The sequence below is a fragment of the Azospirillaceae bacterium genome, assembly GCA_028283825.1.
GTDB lineage: Bacteria > Pseudomonadota > Alphaproteobacteria > Azospirillales > Azospirillaceae > Nitrospirillum.
In genome coordinates, this window is record JAPWJW010000002.1 from 148,188 (window position 1) to 167,206 (window position 19,019).

Consider the following 19,019-nt stretch of genomic DNA (forward strand, 5'->3'; position numbering starts at 1 on the left):
TTTTTTGAAAGGCCGGCGGTCATCCCATGTTCAGGATGATGGTCTTCTTATGGGTGAAGTGTTCCAGCATGGATTCCAAGGTGGCCTCCTTGCCCAATCCTGAGGATTTGACGCCGCCGTAGGACAGGTTGGGCTGCACCACCAGGTTCTGGTTCACCTGGACGAAACCGGCCTGCAGGCGGTGGGTGGCGTCCAGCGCCGTCTTCAGGTCGCGGGTCCAGATGGTGGCGGCCAGGCCGTATTCGCTGTCGTTGGCCTGGTTGATGACGTCGTCATAGTCGGTGAAGCGGATGACGCAGGTGACGGGGCCGAAAATCTCCTCCCGCGCCAGACGGCTGTCGTTGGCCATGCCGGTGAAGATCACCGGGCGCACGTACAGGCCCTGGGCCAAGGCCGGGTCGGTGGGCAGGGCGGAGCAGGCGTGGGCCACCGCACCCGGCGACGCCTCGCCATCGGCGATGTAGCCCCGCACCTTGTCGTACTGCTGGGGGGAGACGATGGTGCCGATGTCCGTCTTCTCATCCAGCGGATCGCCCATCACCATGGCATCCACCTTGGCCTTCAGCGCGGTGACGAAGGCGTCGTGCAGGCTGTCGTGCACGAAGATGCGGCTGGCGGCAGTGCAGCTTTGCCCCTGGCGGGTGAAACGCATGCCGGACACGGCCCCGGCGATGGCCTTGTCCAGGTCGGCGTCACCCATGACGATCATCGGGCTTTTGCCACCCAGTTCCAGGGTCACGGGAATCAGCTTTTCCGCCGCGGCCTTTGAGACGATGCGGCCGGTCTCCACCGAACCGGTGAAGGTGACCTTGGCGACCTTCGGGTGCGCCACCAGGGGCGCGCCGCAGTCGGGGCCGAAACCGGACAGGATGTTCAGCACGCCGGTAGGCAGCACCTGGGCCATGATCTGGCAGGCGCGCAGCACGGCGAACGGCGCCTCCTCCGCCGACTTCACCACCACGGTGTTGCCGGCCACCAAGGCGGGCGCGATCTTCAGCGCCATCAGCATCATGGGCACGTTCCACGGGATGATGGCGCCCACCAGGCCCAGGGGTTCGCGCACCGTGAGGGTCAGCATCCTGGGATTGAAGGGCACCGTCTCGCCCTTCAACTCGCCGCCCAAGCCGCCGAAGAAGGTGAAGGCGTCGGCCAGCACCCCCGCCTCGACCCGGCTTTCGGTGCGCAGGGCCTTGCCGGTTTCCAGCGCCACCAGGCGGGCCAGTTCCTCGGCATGCGCGGTCAGGCGGCGGCCGCATTCCGCCACCAGGCGGCCGCGTTCGCGCGCCGGCGTGTCCTTCCACGCCGGGCCGGCCGCGACGGCGGCGGCGACCGCGGCGTCCACATCCGCCGCCTCGCCAAAGGCGGCGCGGCCCATGACGGTGCCGTGCGCGGGATTGATCACGTCGAAGGTCTTGCCCGAGACCGCCGGCACCAACTGGCCACCGATCAGGTGCCGGCCCGACAGCGCATCCGCCAGGGCGTGCGGATCCAGCTGCGGCGCCAAGTCATCGCCGGCGGCGTTGGGGCCAGTGGGGGGGATGGTGGGGGCCATCGGACGTTCCTTCCCTGATGTTTATTCTGCGCGCCACGGTACCGCATTCATGAAATGGCGGCACCGTCGGGCACTTGCCAGTATCCCGGCGGCCACCCGAACGGCATAGACGCCAAGACTGCCCAACCATTGTGCAAAAATGCGCGCATGAGGGTGGGATGGAAGCGATTTAGGTAACGCCATTAAAATTTGTTACCGCTAACAAAAGACACTTGACGATCATCGGACCAATAAATAATATATTTCTCAAGCGACCGGTCCGGCGGGATGGGTCGCATAAGATGGGGATGGATATAGACCCGAAGTTGTAAGCGCCGCCCTTGAGAGGGCGCGGGTCGGCCCAACGGCCGGCACTTCCGGTTTCCAAGACATCACATCGTTGAGTTTCGTCGGTCAACCACCGGCACATCGCATCTGGCAAGTCCTGCAATGGCCCGCTCATGGTCCGGCAGGGGTTACCTGATGGCCCTGTGAGAACCCTCCCGTTCCCAGGGTCTTATCTCCCCAAGCCGGGACGCGCGTCGTCCCGGCTTTTTTTTGCCCGCGCCCCGGGGCGTGCGCTGAGCAATCCCACAACTTGACCGTTTGCGACCGGCCCTGCTTCCGGCAGGATGGGGCTGGGGATCTTGATAGTTCCAGTGGGGGACCATGCGCGCACGCCTGTTCACCGCCGCCCTGACGGCGGGCCTGATGATTGCGACCGCCAGCGCCTGGGGCAAGGGGCCGCCCGCCAGCATCGACCTGGCGACCCAGACCATCCCGGCCGCCATGCGGCGCCGACCCGGCCCCCGACGCCCAGCATCCGGCCCGCATGGCGGTGCTGCACATCCCCACCGGCAAGGGGCCCGGCGGACACGCGGTGGCCATCAACGGCGTCGCTTACCTGGCGTCCGGCGCCGGCCCCCACCCCACCCTGCTGCTGCTGCACGGCCTGCCCGGCAACGAGAAGAACCTGGATCTGGCCCAGGCGGTGCGGCGTGCCGGCTGGAACGCCGTCACCCTCAACTATCGCGGATCGTGGGGCAGCCCCGGCAGCTTCCGCTTCGCCCGCAACCCGGACGACGCGGCCGCCGCCCTGGCCTATTTGCGCGACCCCAATCACGCGCAGGAACTGGGCGTGGACACCAAGCGCCTGGTCATCGCCGGCCACAGCATGGGCGCCTGGGTGGCGGCCCAAACGGCGGCGAAAGATCATGCACTGGCCGGCCTGATCCTGATTTCCATGGGCGACATGGGCGTCCTGGGCAAGATGCCGGCCGACAAGCTGGTGGCCGTGATGGCCGATAACCGCGAAACCCTGGAAGGGGTGACCCCCGACAGCATGGCGCAGGAGGTGGCCAAGAACGCCGACGCCTTCGCTACCCCGGCCCTGGCGCCCGACCTGACGGCCACACCCCTGCTGGCCCTGACCTCCGACGACGGCCTGGCCAGCCATACCGACGCCCTGGTGGCCAGCATCCGCGCCCACGGCGGCACCAAGGTGACGACAGCCCACGCCGCCACCGACCATGGCTGGTCCGACCACCGCGTGGCACTGGAGGCGGCGGTGATCAATTGGCTGCAAGGCTTGAAGCCCTAACCCCGCCGCGTCAGACCCACACCCGCCAGCGCCAGGGCGAAGCCCGCCAGCTGCACGGGCGTCAGCGTTTCCCCGAACAGGAAGAAGGCCTCCAGCGCCGCCAGCGGCGGGACCAGCAGCATCAGGGCGGTGGCCTGGGTGGCGCCACCGTGGCGCACCATCCACACCAGCAGGGAGATGCCGGCCACCGACAGGCCCAGTGCCGCCCAGATCAAGGCGCCCCACAGCACGGGGTGGGGGTCCCAATGCGGCGTGCCGATGGTGAGGAACAGCAGGCCGGTCACCGCCGCCCCGCCCAGGTTCTGCACCACGCCGGCGGCGCGCAGGTCGTTGCCCGCCGTGGTCGGCGACTTCTGCAACAGGGTGCCGACGGTGACGCTGAGCACGCCCAGCAATCCCAGGATGATGCCGAAGGGCGTCAGGCCACCGGCGCCGGACAGGCCGATGCGCGGCGCCAGCACGCAGGCGACGCCAGCGAAACCAATGGCGAGGCCCGCCCAGGCGCGGCCGCTCAGGCGCTGGTGGAACAGCACCCCGCCGATCAGGGCGGTGAACAGCGGTTGCAGGGCGCCCAGCAGGGCCATGATGCCGGCGGCCAAGCCACGCGCAATGGCCCAGTAGGACAGCCCCATGTAAGCGCCCAGCATCAGCGCGCCGGTCAGCAGGTGCAAACCCAGGACCCGCCCCCGCGGCCAGGCCACCCCGGCCGCCAACGCCGCGAGGACGAAGACCAGCGCCGTCAGGCCAAACCGCGCCACCAGGAACAGCTGCACGTCGGCATACGGCATCACCGCGCGGGCGACCAGGAAACCCGTGGACCACAGCAGGACGAAGATCCAGGGGGCGAAAAGGCGCAGGGCGGCGGCGCGCGGCATGGGAATTTCCAGGCGGTATAGGGCCTTACAAGATGCCGGCGACCGGCGTTTCGTCAAGGGCGCTTCCCCGCACCGGCCCCGGGGCCGACCGCAGGCGCTGGGCATCGCGGCCGGGCGGCACGCCGAACTGGCGGCCGTATTCGCGATTGAACTGCGTGGCACTTTCATAGCCCACGGCGAAGGCGGCGGCGGTCACATCGATGGGCTGGCCCAGCAGCAGGCGCCGGGCCTCATGCAACCGGATCTGCTTCTGGTATTGCAGGGGACTGAGGGTCGTCACCGCCTTGAAATGGCGGTGCAGGGACGATGGGCTCATGCCCGCCGCCTGGGCCAGCGCGGCGATGCTGAACGGCTGGGCGAAGTTGGTGCGGATCCAGGCGATGGCGCGGTTGACCTGGGCCATGCGGCCGTCGGGCAGGGCGATCTGGCGCAACTGCGCGCCCTCCGGCCCCGACAGCAGGCGATACAGGATCTCGCGCTCCACCAACGGCGCCAGCACCGGGATGTCGGCCGGACGGTCCAGCAGCCGGACCAGGCGCAGGAAGGCGTCGTGCACCTCCGCCGGCAGGGGACGAATGGTCAGGCCGGTGGCGGGCGTGCGGGCCGAGGAGGGCGGCGGCATGTCCAGCAGCACGCCGGCCATCACGGCCGGGTCGAAATGCAGGCTGGCGGCCAGGTAGGGCTGGGCTGGGCTGGCGCCCAGCACCTCACCACTGGCAGGCAGGCTGACGGTGGCCATCAGCAGGTCGCCAGCACCATAGTCGAACACCCGGTCGCCCAGCGACACCCGCTTGTTGCCCCGGGCGATGACGCACAGTTGCGGCGTGACCGTCATGCAGGATCGCGGCATGCCGCTGGTGGCGCAGGCCACCGACAGGCGCGGCACGGCGGTGCGCCACAGGCCTTGGCCGCCGGCATGCCGTTCGATCAGGTCGCTGAGTTCATCCACAAGCGTCATCCCCAAAGTATGCGGCACAGGTGGGCAGGCGCCCCCGCCCGGCCAAGCCGATGCCGGCCCCAGTTTGGCAGTTTGAGAGGATTAGGCAAGAAGGCGGCAGCATCCGGCTAACGCCGATGGCGACCCAACCGTCATCTCTGATGCGACATCGCAACCCGGAGAGTGATCGAGATGACGACCGAAAAGAAGACGGCGCTGGTGACCGGCGCCAACAAGGGCATCGGGTATGAGGTGGCCAGGCGCCTGGCGGAACAGGGCCACGCCGTGTGGCTGGGCTGCCGCGACACCGGCCGGGGCGAGGCGGCGGCCGGGGCCTTGCGCGGGGCCGGGCTGGACGTCCGTTTCATCGCCCTGGACGTGGCGGACGGGGCCAGCGTGGCCCAGGCGGCAGCGGCGCTGGCGCAGGAGATGTCCCACCTGGACATCCTGGTGAACAACACCGGCATCCTGGCGGAGGCCCGCACGCGGCCCAGCGACGCAAGCATCGACGCGATGAAGGCGGTGTACGAGGTCAACGTCTTCGGCCCCGCCCGCGTCACCCAGGCCTTCCTGCCCCTGCTGCGCGCGGCGACCGCCGCCCGGGTGGTGATGGTCAGCAGCGGCTTGGGCTCCCTGACCGGGCAGTCGGACCCGAACGGGCCCTATTACGCCGTCAATTCACTGGCCTACTGCACCTCGAAGACCGCCCTGAACGCCGTCACCCTGGCCTTCGCCAAGGATCTGGCCGACACCGGCATCAAGGTCAATGCCGCCTGCCCCGGCCACACCGCCACCGACCTGAACGGCCACAGCGGGCCGCGCACGGTGCAACAGGCGGCAACGGTGATCATCGACCTGGCAACCCTGCCGGCGATTGGGCCCACCGGCGGCTTCTTCAATGAGGATGGCCCGTTGCCCTGGTGAACGGCATGAGCCCTTTGCTCATGTCGTTTTAGGCCCCGACGGGGCCGCCGGAGGTTTCTGGGGAGCCATAGGCGAACTGGAAACCGAGGATAGCCCAGCCAGCGGATGCTGGCGCCCGGCGCTTGAGGGCGCGCGTATCCCCTCCCATCACACCCCGTCCAGCGCCAGCACGGCGAAGCTGGCCAGCCAGTGTTCGCCCATGTAGTCGCTGTCCAAATGCGGCAGGGCGTCGGCCAGGTGGATGTCGGCGGCGGCCAGCGCCTGGGCCGCCGCCGGATCGGCCGGGTCCAACTGGGCGGCGATGGCGCGCCAGCACCAGGCGCGGCTGAGGTTCAGGCCATCCAGATGGGCGATGGTGCCGTCGCTGCGATCACTGACGGTGGCGGGGGTGAACAGGGGGACGGGCTGGCCGGCCGACACGCCGGGCAGCAGGCGGGCGAACCAGGCGCGGAAGTCGGCCTGCGGCAGGACGGCGGCCATGCAGGCGGCCGACGTCAGCACCGGCGACAGAAAGTCGGTGCCCGACGGTTCCCACACCTGGGCGTCGGCATCGGCGCCATACCACGCCTGGGCCGTCCGGGTGATCAGCGCCGCCAGGCCGTCATCACCCCGGCGGCGGGCATAGGCCATGGACAGCACCAGGGCGAAGGCGGTGTTGATGTGCAGGCCGGTGCGCACCGGGTAGGTGGCCTTGGGCAGGTAAACCTTCAGCCGGCCCACGATCTCCGCCGTCAGGGGGGCCAGCGCCGTGGCCCAGGCCGCCCCCACCGCCCCCATGCCGGTGTGGCGCAATTCGGCCGCCAGCAGCAGATACCAGGCCCAGCCGTAGGGCCGTTCGAACGTTTCAGTGTTGGGGCGCCGGAAGTAGGCGATCTCCCCCGCCACCTTGTCGGGCGTGTAGCTGTCGGCGAACAGGCTGCGGATGCGGTCCGCCACGGCGCTGTCGGGGAACAGGCGCAGGGTGCGGGCCAGCAGCCAATGGCCGTGGACGCAGGAATGCCAATCCAGGCTGCCGAAAAAGATGGGGTGCATGGCGCGCGGCGCCTGGATGTCCTGCGGCCCGTTCAGCATGTGGGTGATGACGTTGGGGTATTCCCGCGTCACGTGGCCCAGCGCGATTTCGGCGAAACGCACGGCGTGGGCCTCATCAAGGCCGGAGAAAGCGCTTTCAGTCATGGCATCACTCACGAATGGGGAAAGCCGAGGAATTCGATCAGCAGGGTGTTGGCGGCCAGCACCAGCAGGGCCGTGGGTATCTGCACCCGGATGACGGCGTTGCGGTTGGGCAGTTCCAGCAAGGCCGCCGGCACGATGTTGAAGTTGGCGGCCATGGGCGTCATCAGCGTGCCGCAGAAACCCGACAGCATGCCGATGGCCGAGATCACCGCCGGGTCCCCGCCGAAGCGGCCCACCAGCAGCGGCAGGGCGATGCCCGAGGTCATGACCGGGAAGGCGGCGAAGGCGTTGCCCACCAGGACGGTCAGCAGGGCCATGCCCACGGTATAGGCGCAGACCAGCGGAAAGCGGTGGTCCAGGGTCAGGTACTGCCCCACCAGGGTGGCGACGGCGTCACCCACCTTGCCCAGGGCGAAGATGCCGCCGAGTGCGGCCAACACCTGGGGCAGGATGGCGGCCCAGCCGATCAGGTCCACCAGGCGCCGCGCGTCGCGCAACGCGGTGGGCGGCCGCCGGCGGCTGACCACCAGCACCAGGGCCAGCACGGCGACGATGCCAACGGCCAGCCAGATCAGGGTACCCTGCTTGGGGTCCACCAGCGGCTGGCCGTTCCACGTCAGATGCGGGCCCCAGACGGTGCCGGCCACGGCGATGATGGGCGGCAGGAACAGCGGCGGGAACAGCCAATAGCCCCAGCGGCGGGCCTGGGCCTCGCGCGCCTCCTTCGGCGCGCATTCCTCCGTCCCCCGGCCCATCAGGCCGAAGCCGCCCAATGCGGCCAGCGCCAGCACCAGGACGCCGTTGCCCATGTCGCCCAGGTAATCGCCGGCCAGGAAGCTGAGCGCCAGCAGAGCCCAGAACAGCCCGGCGCCAAACCGGCGCGGGTTGCCCCGGTCGCGCGCCGCCACCCAGGCGATGGCGGCGAACATCAGGCCAGCCAGATCGTAGGCCAGGGTGATGGTGATCATGGGGCCACCGCCTTGCGGCGCAGGCGCCGGTCCAGCAGCAGCAGGCGGGTCCCGTGCACCACGACCGCCACGATGGCGGTGGGGATGGCCCAGACGGAAACGTCCAGCGGGCTGACCTCGATACCGTTGGCCGACAAATAGCCCTTGATCAGGATGACGGAGCCGATGGCGACGAAGATGTCCTCGCTGAAGAACAGGGCGATGTTCTCCGCCGCCGCCGCATGGGCCCGCACCTCGGTGCGCTCGGCCCCATCCAGGGAGCGGCCCAGCGTCTCTTCCGCCACCGCCACGCCCATGGGGGCCAGCACCGGGCGCACCATCTGGGCGTGGCCGCTGAGGTCCTTCGCACCCAAGGCTGCCAGCGCCTGGCGCATGACGAAGAACACCAGGTAGGTGCGGCCCACGGTAGCGGCCTTCAGGCTGCCGATCAGGCGCTGGGCCTGCACCTGGATGCCCAGCCGCTCCAGCAGGCCGATCAGCGGCAGGAACAGATAGACCAGGCAGATGTAGCGGTTGGAATTGAACAGCCGGCCGAAGGCCGCGACGATGGCCAGTACGTCCATGCCCGCCGCCAGCCCCGTACCGAAGGCGGCGGCCACCGCCACCAGCAGCGGGTTCAGGCGCAGGGCGAAACCGGCGGCGACGATGGCGATGCCGATCAGGCTCAGCATCAGGAAACAGTCCCCTTGGCCTTGCCGAAGCCGCCGCCGCCGGGCGTCTTCACCAGGATGGCGTCGCCCGCGTTCATGGCCACCGTGTCGGTGGCCGCCAGCACCTGGACCGTGCCGTCGGCGCGGTGCACCTCCGTCACCCCCGGCGCGCCGGCCTCGCCGCCGTCCAGGCCGAAGGGCGGCACACGGCGGCGGTTGGACAGGATGGCGGCGGTCATGGGCGCGCGGAAACGGATCAGGCGTTCCACACCGTCGCCACCCCGATGGCGCCCGGCGCCACCGGAACCCCGGCGGATGGCGAAACCCTCCACCAGCACGGGGTAGCGCACCTCCATCACCTCGGGATCGGTCAAGCGGCTGTTGGTCATGTGCGTCTGCACGGCACTGGTGCCGTCGAAATCGGCGCCGGCGCCGGAGCCGCCGCAGATGGTCTCATAATACTGGCGGGCGTCGTCGCCGAAGGTGAAGTTGTTCATGGTGCCCTGGGCGCCGGCCATGACCCCCAAGGCGCCATAGAGGGCGTCCACCACCACCTGGCTGGTCTCGACATTGCCCGCCACCACCGCCGCCGGATAGGCCGGGTTCAGCAGGCAGCCGGCCGGCACCTTCAGCACGATGGGCTTCAGGCAGCCCTCGTTCATCGGGATCTCGTCATCCACCAGGGTGCGGAAGACGTACAGCACGGCGGCACGGCACACCGACAGCGGCGCGTTGAAGTTGGTTTCCAGCTGCCCGCTGGTGCCGGTGAAGTCCACCAGGGCCTGGCGGGCATCGCGGTCCACGGTGACGGCCACCTGGATGACGGCGCCGTTGTCCATCTCATAGGTGAAGGTGCCGTCGCGCAACACGTCGATGACGCGGCGCACCGCCTCTTCGGCGTTGTCCTGCATGTGGGCCATGTAGGCCTCGACCACATCGCGGCCGAACTGGGCCACCATGGTCGCCATCTCCTCCGCCCCCTTGGCGCAGGCGGCCACCTGGGCCCGCAAATCGCCGATGTTCTGGTCGGGGTTGCGGGCGGGATAGGCACCACCAGCCAGCAGGGCCCGCACTTCCGCCTCCAGGAAGCGGCCGCCCTCCACCAGCAGGAAGTTGTCGATCAGGACGCCCTCTTCCTCCACCGTGCGGCTGTTGGGCGGCATGGAGCCGGGGGTGATGCCACCGATGTCGCCCTGGTGGCCGCGCGCCGCCACGAACACCAAGAGGCTGCCGTCGCGATCGAACACCGGCATGACCACGGTGACGTCGGGCAGGTGGGTACCGCCGTTATAGGGCGCGTTCAGCATGTAGACGTCGCCCGGCTTCATGCCCCGGCCGTCCTGGGTGCGCGCATCCACGATGGCGCGCACGCTGTCGCCCATGGACCCCAGATGCACCGGCATGTGCGGCGCGTTGGCGATCAGCCCGCCGCCGCGGTCGAACAGGGCGCAGGAGAAATCCAGCCGCTCCTTGATGTTGACCGAATAGGCGGTGTTCTGCAGGGCGTAGCCCATCTGTTCCGCCACCGCCATGAACAGGTTGTTGAACACCTCCAGCATCACCGGATCGACAGTGGTGCCGATGGCGGTGCGGGGCGCCAGCGCCACCACGCGTTCCAGGATCAGGTTGGCGTGCGCGTCCACCCGGGCGCGCCAGCCGGGTTCGATCACCGTGGTGGCCGTGGCCTCACGGATCAGGGCCGGGCCGGCAACCTCATGCCCCGGCGCCAGATGGGCGCGGTCATAGACCGGCGTGTGGGCGGCCTGTCCCGCCATGTAGGTCTCAACCTGGGCCAGCGACGCCAGGTCGCCGCCAGCGCCCAGATCGGCGGCGGGTGCCGCCCCCCGGCCGGGGTGGCCGATGGCCTCGGCCGCCAGCGCCTCCACCACCACGACCTTACCGGGGGCGGTGAAGCCGAAACGGCGCTGGTGGGCGTCGGCGAAGGCGTCGGCCAGGGCCTGGGCATCGCCCAGCGGCACGGTCAGGCTGGTGTCGGTGCCGGCGTATTTCAGCCGGGCGGTCAGTTCCACCTCCACCGCCGCCACCGGCACGTCCTGTGCCGCCAGCGCCGCCTTGGCCTCATCCGCCAGGGCACGCGCCGGGGTTGCCAGGTCCAGGTCGGCGGACAGCGGCTGTTCCACCGTGCCGTCGCGGATGACGCGCAGATCGGCCAGGCCCATGCCATAGGCCGACAGCACGCCGGCGAAGGGGTGGATCATCACCCGCTTCATGCCCAGGGCGTCGGCCACCAGGCAGGCGTGCTGCCCGCCCGCCCCGCCGAAGCAGGCCAGCGTGTATTGCGCCACGTCGTAGCCGCGCTGGACGGAGATTTCCTTGATGGCCTTGGCCATCTTCTCCACCGCGATGGTGATGAAGCCCTCGGCCAACTGCTGCGGCGTCCGCGCCTCCCCCGTCGCGGCCTTCACCTCCTCGGCGAGGTCCCGGAAGCGCGCCGTGACCGCCTCCAGATCCAGCGGCTGGTCGGCATCGGGCCCGAAGACGTGGGGGAAGAAGGCCGGCTGGATCTTGCCCAGCATCAGGTTGCAGTCGGTGACGGCCAGCGGTCCGCCGCGGCGATAGCACACCGGCCCCGGCACGGCACCGGCCGATTCCGGGCCGACACGGAAACGCGACCCGTCGAAGGAACAGACGCTGCCGCCACCCGCCGCCACGGTGTGGATGTTCATCATGGGGGCGCACAGGCGCACGCCGGCCACCATGGTCTCGTAGGTGCGCTCGTACGTGCCGGCGTAGTGCGACACGTCGGTGGAGGTGCCGCCCATGTCGAAACCGATCACCCGGTCGAACCCGGCCTCCACCGCCGTGCTGACCATGCCGACGATGCCGCCGGCGGGACCGGACAGCACGGCGTCCTTGCCCTGGAAGGAACGGGCGTCCACCAGCCCGCCGTTGGACTGCATGAACAGCAAACGGGCATCCCCGTCATTGTCGTTCAGCGCGCCCGACACCTGGTCGACATAACGGCGCAGCACCGGCGACAGATAGGCGTCCACCACCGTGGTGTCGCCCCGGCGCACCAGCTTGATCAAACGGCTGGTCTCATGGCTGACCGACACCTGGGTGTAGCCGATGTCGCGCGCGATGGCGGCCACCCGTTTCTCATGGTCGTCGAAGCGATAGCCATGCATCAGCACCACCGCCACGGCGCGGTAACCGGCGTCGAACGCCGCCTGAAGGTCGCGGCGGGTGGCCCCCTCATCCAGGGGCGTCAGCACGGCACCGTCGGCGTCCACCCGCTCGACCACCTCCACCACCTGGGTGTACAGCGCCTCCGGCACGCGGATGTGGCGATCAAACAGGCGGGGGCGCGCCTGGTAACCGATGCGGAGCGCGTCGGCGTGGCCCCGGGTGATGGCCAGCAGCAGCGGCTCGCCCTTGCGTTCCAGCAGTGCGTTGGTGGCAACGGTGGTGCCGATCTTCACGGCATCAATGGATGCGGGGAAATCCGCATGCTCGGCCAACAGGGACCGGATGCCGGCCACGGCGGCGTCACGGTATTGCTCAGGATTTTCCGATAGCAGCTTGGCGGTCAGCAGTTTGCCGTCCGGCCGGCGCGCCACCACGTCGGTGAAGGTACCGCCGCGATCGACCCAGAATTCCCAGCCGGTTGCGTCCGCATGCCTATGCGCCATGACACTTTTCCCTGTTCCTGCCGCCCGCACCCTACATCGGGCGGGCGGCCAGGGCCAAGGCGCTATTGGCGCATATTTTATCCAATTATCCGCGCAAAATGAAACCAGCGGCACGGGATTCTGACTCGTGCCGCTGTAGGCCCCGACCGGGGCCGCCGGAAATTTCCGGGGAGCTGAAGGCGGACTGGAAATTGAGGACGAGGCAAGCGGCCGGATGGCCGCGCCCGCCGCCTGAGGACAAGAAACCTACTTCCCCCGCACGATCTTCTTGAAGACGCTGGGCGTGCCCACGTACAGCAGCACGGCCTCTTCCTCCGTGCGGTTTTCCACCGTGTGCTTCATGCGGGCGTCAAAATGCATGCTGTCGCCGGCCTTCAGCGTGGTGCGCGTGTTGCCGGCGGTGGCGTACAGTTCGCCCGACAGGACGTAGCGGAAATGTTCGCCGTTGCGGGTGTCCACCGGGAAGGCGTGCCCGGGCGGGATCCGCATCAGGATGATGTCCAGCTTGCGGTCGTCCAGGTCCGACGCCAGGTCGATGTACTGGACGGGGCTGTCGACCTCGATGACGTTGGGCTTGGCGGCGCGGTGGACGATGGTGCCGGTGTTGGGCACCTGCATGAAGAAGGAGATGTCGACCTCCAGCGCCTCGGCCAGCGCCAGCAGGGACACCAGCGACGGGACGCTGAGGTTGCGTTCGGCCTGGCTGATGAAGGGTGCCGACAGGCCGGAACGGTCGGCCAACTGCTGCAGCGTCAGGCCCATTTCCTTACGACGCTTGCGGATTTGCTCCCCAATCGGCATCGCCGGCTTTTTTGTCCGGGTACTCAAAATCTGCATAGGGAATCCTCGACCTTCCACAATGGGCAGGCCCGGCCCTACCGGCTGCCCCCCAACGCCCCCTCCTGAAATACCCTTAAGGCCCCCCACCGGGGCGGTGGCCGCCCCAGCCCTGTCAACGAATGGCATTGGCTCAAAATTTTTGAGCCGGAAAATTTAGCGTTGCCACCATAGGATAATTTTGTTCCGTGACCATTACCCGTTGGCGGGGCCTGCATTGCGCGTAGGTACTTGGTCAGGGACATTTTATTTCAAGAACTCTGGTTCCGGCCGCATCCGGAAGCAGGGTTTCTTTGTCCGTGTTCCCCCAGGCGCCGGACGGGCGCATCCGCGCCCTTGGGCTATCCTCACTTTCCAGTCCGCCTTCGGCTCCCAGGAACGCTCCGGCGGCCCCAGTCGGGGCCTACAGCGGCACGAGGAAAGTCCTCGTGCCGCTGCTGTCATGCCATCAGCCCTTGGGCGCCAGCAGGTCGTCCAGGCGGGCCGGCTGACCCTCCACCTTTTCCAGGTGCGGGTAGCGCAGGCCGCCGTGGTAGTCCAAGCGCACGGTGCGGAAGCGATCGCCGTTCTTGACGATCAGTTCCACCGCCGGGCCCTGGCCCTTGGCCGCCATCACCGCCGACTTGATGCGTTCAACGTCATAGGCCACGCCGTTGACCGCCAGCACCTGCGCGCCCACGGTCAGCCCCGCCTTGAAGGCCGGGCCGTCCCACTGCACCGCGGTCAGCATCCCGCCCTTGTCCAGCGCCAGGCCCAGCGAATAGGTCATGGCGAGGGAGCCGGGCGCCTCGCCGGCGCGGCTGGCCTCGGGCGGCTGCTGGTCGGTGTAGACCAGCTTGTAGCCGCCGCGCGCCAGGCCATCCAGGGGGGCCGACTGGTGGGTGTCCAGCCGCTGGCGCAGGAAGGACGCCCAGTCGTAGGGTTCCACCTGGTTCAGGGCCTTCACCACGTCGTCGAAGGTGTAGGTGGCCGGCACGAAGCTGCCGTCGTTGACCCCGAAGAAGGCCTTGGCGAAGTCGTCCAGCGAACGCTTGCCGCCCGACCGCTCGCGGATCAGGCTGTCGGCGTCCAGCCAGACCAGCAGGCCTTCGACGTAATAATCCTCGGCCCGCTGCCAGCTGACCCAGGGGGCGGGGCGGCGCATGGCGACCGGCGGACCGTTGGTCGTGTCCTCCAGGTCGCGCCAGGCGCGGCCCACGCGGGTTTCCAGGGTGGCGGCCACGCTGGCCAGGCTGTCCATCGCCTGCTGGTGGGTGGTCAGGCCGCTGCGCGCCGCCAGCACCCAGCCCCAGAACTGGGTCTGCCCCTCATACACCCACAGGCCGCTGTCGCGCATGGGCACGTTGTAGTTGGGCGTCCACAGATCCGCCGGGCGGCGGAACTTGCCGTTCCAGGAGTGGGTGTACTCATGGCTCATCAGGTCATGCCCGGCCGACTTGTTCCAGTCGGTGAAGTAATTGGGCGTGGTGCCATTCTCGCTGGAACGGTGATGTTCCAGGCCGATGTGGCCCAGCTTGTCGCTGAGCGCCAGCAGCAGGTCGTAATGGTCGTAGTGGCGGGCGCCGAACAGCTTATCGGCCTGGACCACCAGGTTGCGGTGCAGGGCGATCTGGTCGGGCGTGGCCTCCAGCAGTTCCGGCCGATCGGCGACGATGTCCAGGTGCACGGGCGAGCGTCCGCCCGGATCCAGGTCCAGCCGGCGGAAGTAGCGGCCGGCGAACATGGGGCTGTCCACCAGGGTTTCGAACGGCACCGGCTTGAAGGTGGTGACACCGTCCTTACCCGTTTCCTTCGCCGCCTCAAGGGCGGTGCCGAAGGACCAGCCGTCGGGCAGCTTCACCGAGGCCTCCACCGGGATGCGGCGGGTGAAATAGCCGGCGGGGTACAGGGCCACGGCGTTCCACTGCACGTTCACCATGTCGGGGGTCATGACCACCCGGCCCTGGTTTTCCGCCGTGGGCGACAGGAACTGGAATTCCATGTCCAGCGCCGTGGCACCCTTGGGCACGTCGACGTGGAAGCCCGCGATCTCCACCGGGTCGCGCCGCCATTCCACCCGCTGACCGTCATTGGGGCCGCCCTTGGCGCGGATGATCAGGCCGGCCAGCTTGTCGATGGCGCCGGTGGGCGAATGGTTGCCGGGCAGCCATTTCGGGTACAGCAGCACCAGGGGCCCCGGCCCCTTCACCGGCAGCATCTCCTTCACCCAGAAGATGCGGCGATCGGTGTCGGTGGCGTCCACCGCCAGGCGGATGGTGCCGGGATAGGCCACGTCCTGCGGTTCGGGGATGGGCGGTTCCGGCGGAAACGGCTGCGGCAGGGCCTGGGCGGCCTCAGGAGCATCGTCGGCCAGGGCCGGCGACAGCAGCGCCAACGGGCCGACAAGGGCGGTTCCGGCCGCCAGGACGGCGGCCAGGGACAGAACGGTAGGCTTCACGTACACAAACCCCATGCTGTTGGCCCGCCCCCGCGCAGGCCTGTTGCCAACGGCCGAATCCAGCTCAGCCATCCAATTTATGTGCAAAAGTCTTGTATTGTTTCTCTAATATTTTGAATAGCGAAATTCTTGATCGAAATGTCGCGCCCCACCCTAGCCTAACACCTCATCCAGGCTGACGGTCCGGTCGGCATGATCCCGGCTGGCCAGCACGATGGGCAGCTCGTCGCGCAGGCGTGACTGATAGGTCGCGGCCACGCGGTCGTCCGGCCAGCCGCGCCGCCGGTACTCCTCCGCGAAGCGGGCTTGGCGCCGGTCCTCGTCCCCGCCCACGAACCAGCGCCGTGCCGCCAGCGCGCGCCAGGCCGCCTGGGTCAGGGCGGGCACGCCCTCGACGATCAGGATGTCGTCCGGCGCCAGGGTCACGGCCTGCTTCCCCGGGTGGCTGAGGCGGGTCAGCACGTCGTAGCGCGGCGGGGTGACGGGCGTGCCCCGGTCCAGCAGCGCCGTCAGGGCCTGATCCGCCGCCGCCAGGTCATAGCGGTCCAGCACGCCATCGCCCTCACCGCGCTGGTCATGCGATTTCAGCCAGTTGTCCAGGCTGACCACCACCGCGCGCCGGCCCAGTTGCCCCAGGCGCAGCGACAGGCATTGCGCCAGCGTGGTCTTGCCCGAGCGGGCGGTGCCGCCGATCAAGATGACCTCACCGGCCGCGACGCCGGCGGCCAACCCGTCCAGCCAGGGCGCCAGCCGGGGCCAGGTGTCCAGGATGAAGGTGACGGCGGCGGCCATGTCATCCACCACCATATGGGGCACGGCCGGGCTTTTGCCGTCACGGCCGCCATGGCCGTCGCGCACCAGGATGCCGCCGATGCCGGCGGCGCGGGCCAGCCCGATGTCGCTGGAGCTGTCGCCGATCATCCAGGACGCCCCCAAGTCGATGTTCAGGTCGGCCGCCGCGGCATGGACCATGCCCGGCCGCGGCTTGCGGCAATCGCACGGGCCCAGGAAGGCCGGCACCCCGCCCGCCAGGTTCCGGTCCGGATGGTGGGGGCAGAAATACAGCCGGTCGAAATAAGCGCCCTCCGCCACCAGCAGCGTTTCCAGCCGGGCGTGGATGGCGGCCAGGCCGTCCAGGGTGCAGCCGCCCCGGGCCACCACCGCCTGGTTGGTCACCACCGCCGTGCGATAGTCCGCCCGGTTCAGGCGGGCCAGCGCCGGTGCCGCCCCCGGAGCCAGGACCAGATCCTTCGGCCGGCTGATGCTGTCCCGCTCCACATTCAGCACGCCGTCGCGGTCCAGGAACACCGCCGGCAGGGCCTGGCGCAACGACAGTCGCCGGACATGGCCGCTGGCCACATCCGCCCGGGCGCGGGCCAGATCACCGGCCGACACGATGCGGCGGACATATTCAGGGGTCTGATAGCCCCGCACCGGCCGGCCGGCCACCAGCATGCGGTCGAAGATCAGGCGGCCCGGCAGGTCGCTGGCCTCCACCGCCGAGGTGGCGACGACGTAAGGGCCGGCCCAGGCCAGGTTGTGGAAATTCCCCGCCGGTGCCGGGGGCAGGAAGCCGCGCACCCGCCCGTCGTCCGCCAGATCGACCAGGTCGGCCGCCGCCGGCCGTTCGGCGGGCCGCAGCAGCAGGGTGGCCGCGGCGCCATGCCGATGGTGATGGTCCAGCAGCCGGTCCAGATCCACGTCCATCACGGCATCACCGGGCAGGACGACCACGACATCGGCCAGCAGGGTGCCGACATCGCCGCGGTGCGCGGTGCGAACGTTCAGCCCCCAGGGGCCACCATCGCCGCAATAGCCGGCGATGCTGGCGGAACCGGTCAATACCAGGACATCGCGCAGGGTGGACTGCGCGACCATGCGCAACTGCCGGCCCAGCAACGGCACGCCGGCCACATCGACCAGGGCGCGCGCCTCATCCTCACCCGCAAGAATAACCACCTGGGCCAAGCACCGCTCCCTAACGTCGCCATCGCCGCCAATCGCCGGCAGGCGGCCACCATAAGAGGGCGGGCCCCGGCGGCGCAATCCCACGCCTGCTCGAAACGTGGCGCCGGTCAGAACTTGCGCTGGGCGATCAGGCCGCCGTCCATGTGCCGCTGGCGCAGGTACTGGGCCAGGATGTGCATCAGCGACTGGTGCACATCCTCCACCACGCCATAATTGTGGGCATCGACGTGCAGGCTGACATCGGCGGCCGGCGCGGCGGCCCCGCCGGTGAAGCCGGTCATGGCGATGGTGGCCATGCCCAGGCCCCGGGCCGCCTCAAGGGCGCGCACGATGTTGGGCGAAACACCGGAGGAGGAGATGGCAACCAGCGCGTCGCCCGGCCGGCCCAGCGATTCCAGCTGATAGGCGAAGACGTCCTGATAAGCGATGTCGTTGGCGATGGCGGTCAGGATCTCGACATTGGCCGACAGGCTGTGCACCCGGGGACGCAAGCCCGTATCGGTGCGCACGCCCTTCAGGCAGTCACAGGCCAGATGGTTGACGATGGCGGCCGAGCCGCCGTTGCCGCAGGCGTACAGGATGCCGTCACCGGCGATGGTCCGGGCCAGCAGGTCGGCGGCGGCGTGCAGTGCTGCCCGGTCCACGCTGGCGGCAGCCTGCGCCAATTGTTCGAAATAATCGTCGCCGTAGGCGCCGCAATCGTCATAACGCGCGTTCGGAAATTTCAGCATCGGCCCCGCCGCCGCAACTCCATCCTACGGTGAAAATAACACCGAAGGGTGGCCGGGCGGTACGGGGATGTGGGGAACCGGACGGGCGGCTCGGCACTTCTGCTGGGGATCGGGCGCCCTTAGGCCGGCGACCCACCTTCCCAGCGAGGAGCAGCCATCATGAGGATCCCCAGCGCCAAGGCGACCACCACCGCCGCCCTATGCCTGATGCTTTTCACCCCGGCCCTGGCATCGGCCCAGGAAAGCGTGGGCGACAAGGCGAAATCGGTGGGTGAGAAGACCGGCGCCAATTCCGTGCTGGGCGTCACCCCGCGGACGGAGGACTTCGTCAAGGAGGCCGCCATCGGCGACATGTTCGAGATCGAGTCCAGCCAGCTGGCCCAGCAGCAGGGCGACCCATCCACCAAGGACTTCGCCACCCGGATGATCGACGCCCACACCAAGACCTCGGCCGAACTGAAGGCCATCGTCACCGGCGGCACGGTGCAGGCCACCATCCCCACGGCCCTGGACAGCGCCCACCAGAAGAAACTGGACAAGCTGAAGGGCCTGACCGGCACCGACTTCCTGAAGCAATACCATGAGGACCAGGTGAGCGCGCACAAGGACGCCGACAGCGCCTTCCAGCGCTATGCCAAGGGCGGGGAGAACGCGGCCCTGAAGGACTGGGCCGCCAAGACCGAACCGGCCATCGCCCACCACCTGGACATGGCCAAGGCGCTGGACAAGTAA

The 19,019-nt window shown here is 69.0% G+C and carries 14 protein-coding genes; 3 read left to right on the forward strand and 11 right to left on the reverse strand.

All coding sequences use genetic code 11. The features are described from left to right. Positions 1 to 19 precede the first annotated feature (19 nt). Positions 20 to 1,552, reverse strand: a complete 1,533-nt coding sequence (locus PW843_09470) for an aldehyde dehydrogenase family protein (protein ID MDE1146835.1) — start codon at positions 1,550 to 1,552, stop codon at positions 20 to 22. Positions 1,553 to 2,363: 811 nt separating this feature from the next. Here PW843_09470 and PW843_09475 point away from each other — a divergent pair. Next, positions 2,364 to 3,131: an alpha/beta hydrolase gene (locus PW843_09475; GenBank protein MDE1146836.1), complete on the forward strand. Its 768-nt coding sequence runs from the start codon at positions 2,364 to 2,366 to the stop codon at positions 3,129 to 3,131. Here the strand turns inward: PW843_09475 and PW843_09480 are convergent. Together PW843_09480 and PW843_09485 are read right to left on the reverse strand one after the other, a co-directional pair. Then, entirely contained in the window at positions 3,128 to 4,006 is an 879-nt protein-coding gene (locus PW843_09480) for a DMT family transporter (protein MDE1146837.1), read from the reverse strand. The two genes, PW843_09475 and PW843_09480, sit on opposite strands and share 4 nt — an antisense overlap. Before the next feature lie 25 nt (positions 4,007 to 4,031). Next, a complete protein-coding gene (locus PW843_09485; GenBank protein ID MDE1146838.1) occupies positions 4,032 to 4,964 on the reverse strand; it encodes an AraC family transcriptional regulator in 933 nt (310 codons plus the stop codon). Between the two features lie 171 nt (positions 4,965 to 5,135). Here PW843_09485 and PW843_09490 point away from each other — a divergent pair, with 171 nt between their 5' ends. Further along, positions 5,136 to 5,867, forward strand: coding sequence for an SDR family NAD(P)-dependent oxidoreductase (locus PW843_09490; protein ID MDE1146839.1), 732 nt, complete (start codon positions 5,136 to 5,138; stop codon positions 5,865 to 5,867). A gap of 147 nt (positions 5,868 to 6,014) precedes the next feature. On the opposite strand, the gene PW843_09495 is transcribed toward PW843_09490, so the two are convergent. The 8 genes from PW843_09495 to PW843_09530 all read right to left on the reverse strand — a co-directional run bounded on the left by PW843_09495 (position 6,015) and on the right by PW843_09530 (position 18,287). Then, positions 6,015 to 7,043 (reverse strand): DUF2891 domain-containing protein, encoded by a 1,029-nt coding sequence (locus PW843_09495; GenBank protein ID MDE1146840.1) that lies wholly within the window; start codon positions 7,041 to 7,043, stop codon positions 6,015 to 6,017. An 8-nt stretch (positions 7,044 to 7,051) separates the two neighbouring features. Next, positions 7,052 to 8,011 carry a DUF979 domain-containing protein gene (locus PW843_09500; protein ID MDE1146841.1) on the reverse strand — a complete coding sequence of 320 codons (960 nt, stop codon included), beginning with the start codon at positions 8,009 to 8,011 and terminating at the stop codon, positions 7,052 to 7,054. Beyond that, positions 8,008 to 8,682: a DUF969 family protein gene (locus PW843_09505; GenBank protein MDE1146842.1), complete on the reverse strand. Its 675-nt coding sequence runs from the start codon at positions 8,680 to 8,682 to the stop codon at positions 8,008 to 8,010. The genes PW843_09500 and PW843_09505 overlap by 4 nt, the downstream gene beginning before the upstream one ends. Then, positions 8,682 to 12,314 carry a hydantoinase B/oxoprolinase family protein gene (locus tag PW843_09510; GenBank protein MDE1146843.1) on the reverse strand — a complete coding sequence of 1,211 codons (3,633 nt, stop codon included), beginning with the start codon at positions 12,312 to 12,314 and terminating at the stop codon, positions 8,682 to 8,684. Before PW843_09510 ends, PW843_09505 begins: the two co-directional genes overlap by 1 nt. A 246-nt stretch (positions 12,315 to 12,560) precedes the next feature. Beyond that, complete coding sequence (locus PW843_09515) at positions 12,561 to 13,115, reverse strand: XRE family transcriptional regulator (GenBank protein MDE1146844.1); 555 nt, start codon at positions 13,113 to 13,115, stop codon at positions 12,561 to 12,563. Between the two features lie 484 nt (positions 13,116 to 13,599). Further along, positions 13,600 to 15,588 carry a peptidase M61 gene (locus tag PW843_09520; GenBank protein MDE1146845.1) on the reverse strand — a complete coding sequence of 663 codons (1,989 nt, stop codon included), beginning with the start codon at positions 15,586 to 15,588 and terminating at the stop codon, positions 13,600 to 13,602. Positions 15,589 to 15,741: 153 nt separating this feature from the next. Then, complete coding sequence (locus PW843_09525; protein MDE1146846.1) at positions 15,742 to 17,547, reverse strand: HAD-IIIA family hydrolase; 1,806 nt, start codon at positions 17,545 to 17,547, stop codon at positions 15,742 to 15,744. A 116-nt stretch (positions 17,548 to 17,663) separates the two neighbouring features. After that, on the reverse strand, positions 17,664 to 18,287 hold the full coding sequence (locus PW843_09530) for an SIS domain-containing protein (GenBank protein MDE1146847.1): 624 nt from the start codon (positions 18,285 to 18,287) through the stop codon (positions 17,664 to 17,666). Positions 18,288 to 18,446: 159 nt separating this feature from the next. Here PW843_09530 and PW843_09535 point away from each other — a divergent pair, with 159 nt between their 5' ends. Then, positions 18,447 to 19,019 (forward strand): DUF4142 domain-containing protein, encoded by a 573-nt coding sequence (locus tag PW843_09535; GenBank protein ID MDE1146848.1) that lies wholly within the window; start codon positions 18,447 to 18,449, stop codon positions 19,017 to 19,019.

Bases quoted from the DNA above. Each gene is read 5' to 3' on its own strand.
- PW843_09470 (MDE1146835.1), bottom strand. From the start codon at position 1,552: ATGGCCCCCACCATCCCCCCCACTGGCCCCAACGCCGCCGGCGATGAC.
- PW843_09475 (MDE1146836.1), top strand. From the start codon at position 2,364: ATGGCGGTGCTGCACATCCCCACCGGCAAGGGGCCCGGCGGACACGCG.
- PW843_09480 (MDE1146837.1), bottom strand. From the start codon at position 4,006: ATGCCGCGCGCCGCCGCCCTGCGCCTTTTCGCCCCCTGGATCTTCGTC.
- PW843_09485 (MDE1146838.1), bottom strand. From the start codon at position 4,964: ATGACGCTTGTGGATGAACTCAGCGACCTGATCGAACGGCATGCCGGC.
- PW843_09490 (MDE1146839.1), top strand. From the start codon at position 5,136: ATGACGACCGAAAAGAAGACGGCGCTGGTGACCGGCGCCAACAAGGGC.
- PW843_09495 (MDE1146840.1), bottom strand. From the start codon at position 7,043: ATGACTGAAAGCGCTTTCTCCGGCCTTGATGAGGCCCACGCCGTGCGT.
- PW843_09500 (MDE1146841.1), bottom strand. From the start codon at position 8,011: ATGATCACCATCACCCTGGCCTACGATCTGGCTGGCCTGATGTTCGCC.
- PW843_09505 (MDE1146842.1), bottom strand. From the start codon at position 8,682: ATGCTGAGCCTGATCGGCATCGCCATCGTCGCCGCCGGTTTCGCCCTG.
- PW843_09510 (MDE1146843.1), bottom strand. From the start codon at position 12,314: ATGGCGCATAGGCATGCGGACGCAACCGGCTGGGAATTCTGGGTCGAT.
- PW843_09515 (MDE1146844.1), bottom strand. From the start codon at position 13,115: ATGCCGATTGGGGAGCAAATCCGCAAGCGTCGTAAGGAAATGGGCCTG.
- PW843_09530 (MDE1146847.1), bottom strand. From the start codon at position 18,287: ATGCTGAAATTTCCGAACGCGCGTTATGACGATTGCGGCGCCTACGGC.
- PW843_09535 (MDE1146848.1), top strand. From the start codon at position 18,447: ATGAGGATCCCCAGCGCCAAGGCGACCACCACCGCCGCCCTATGCCTG.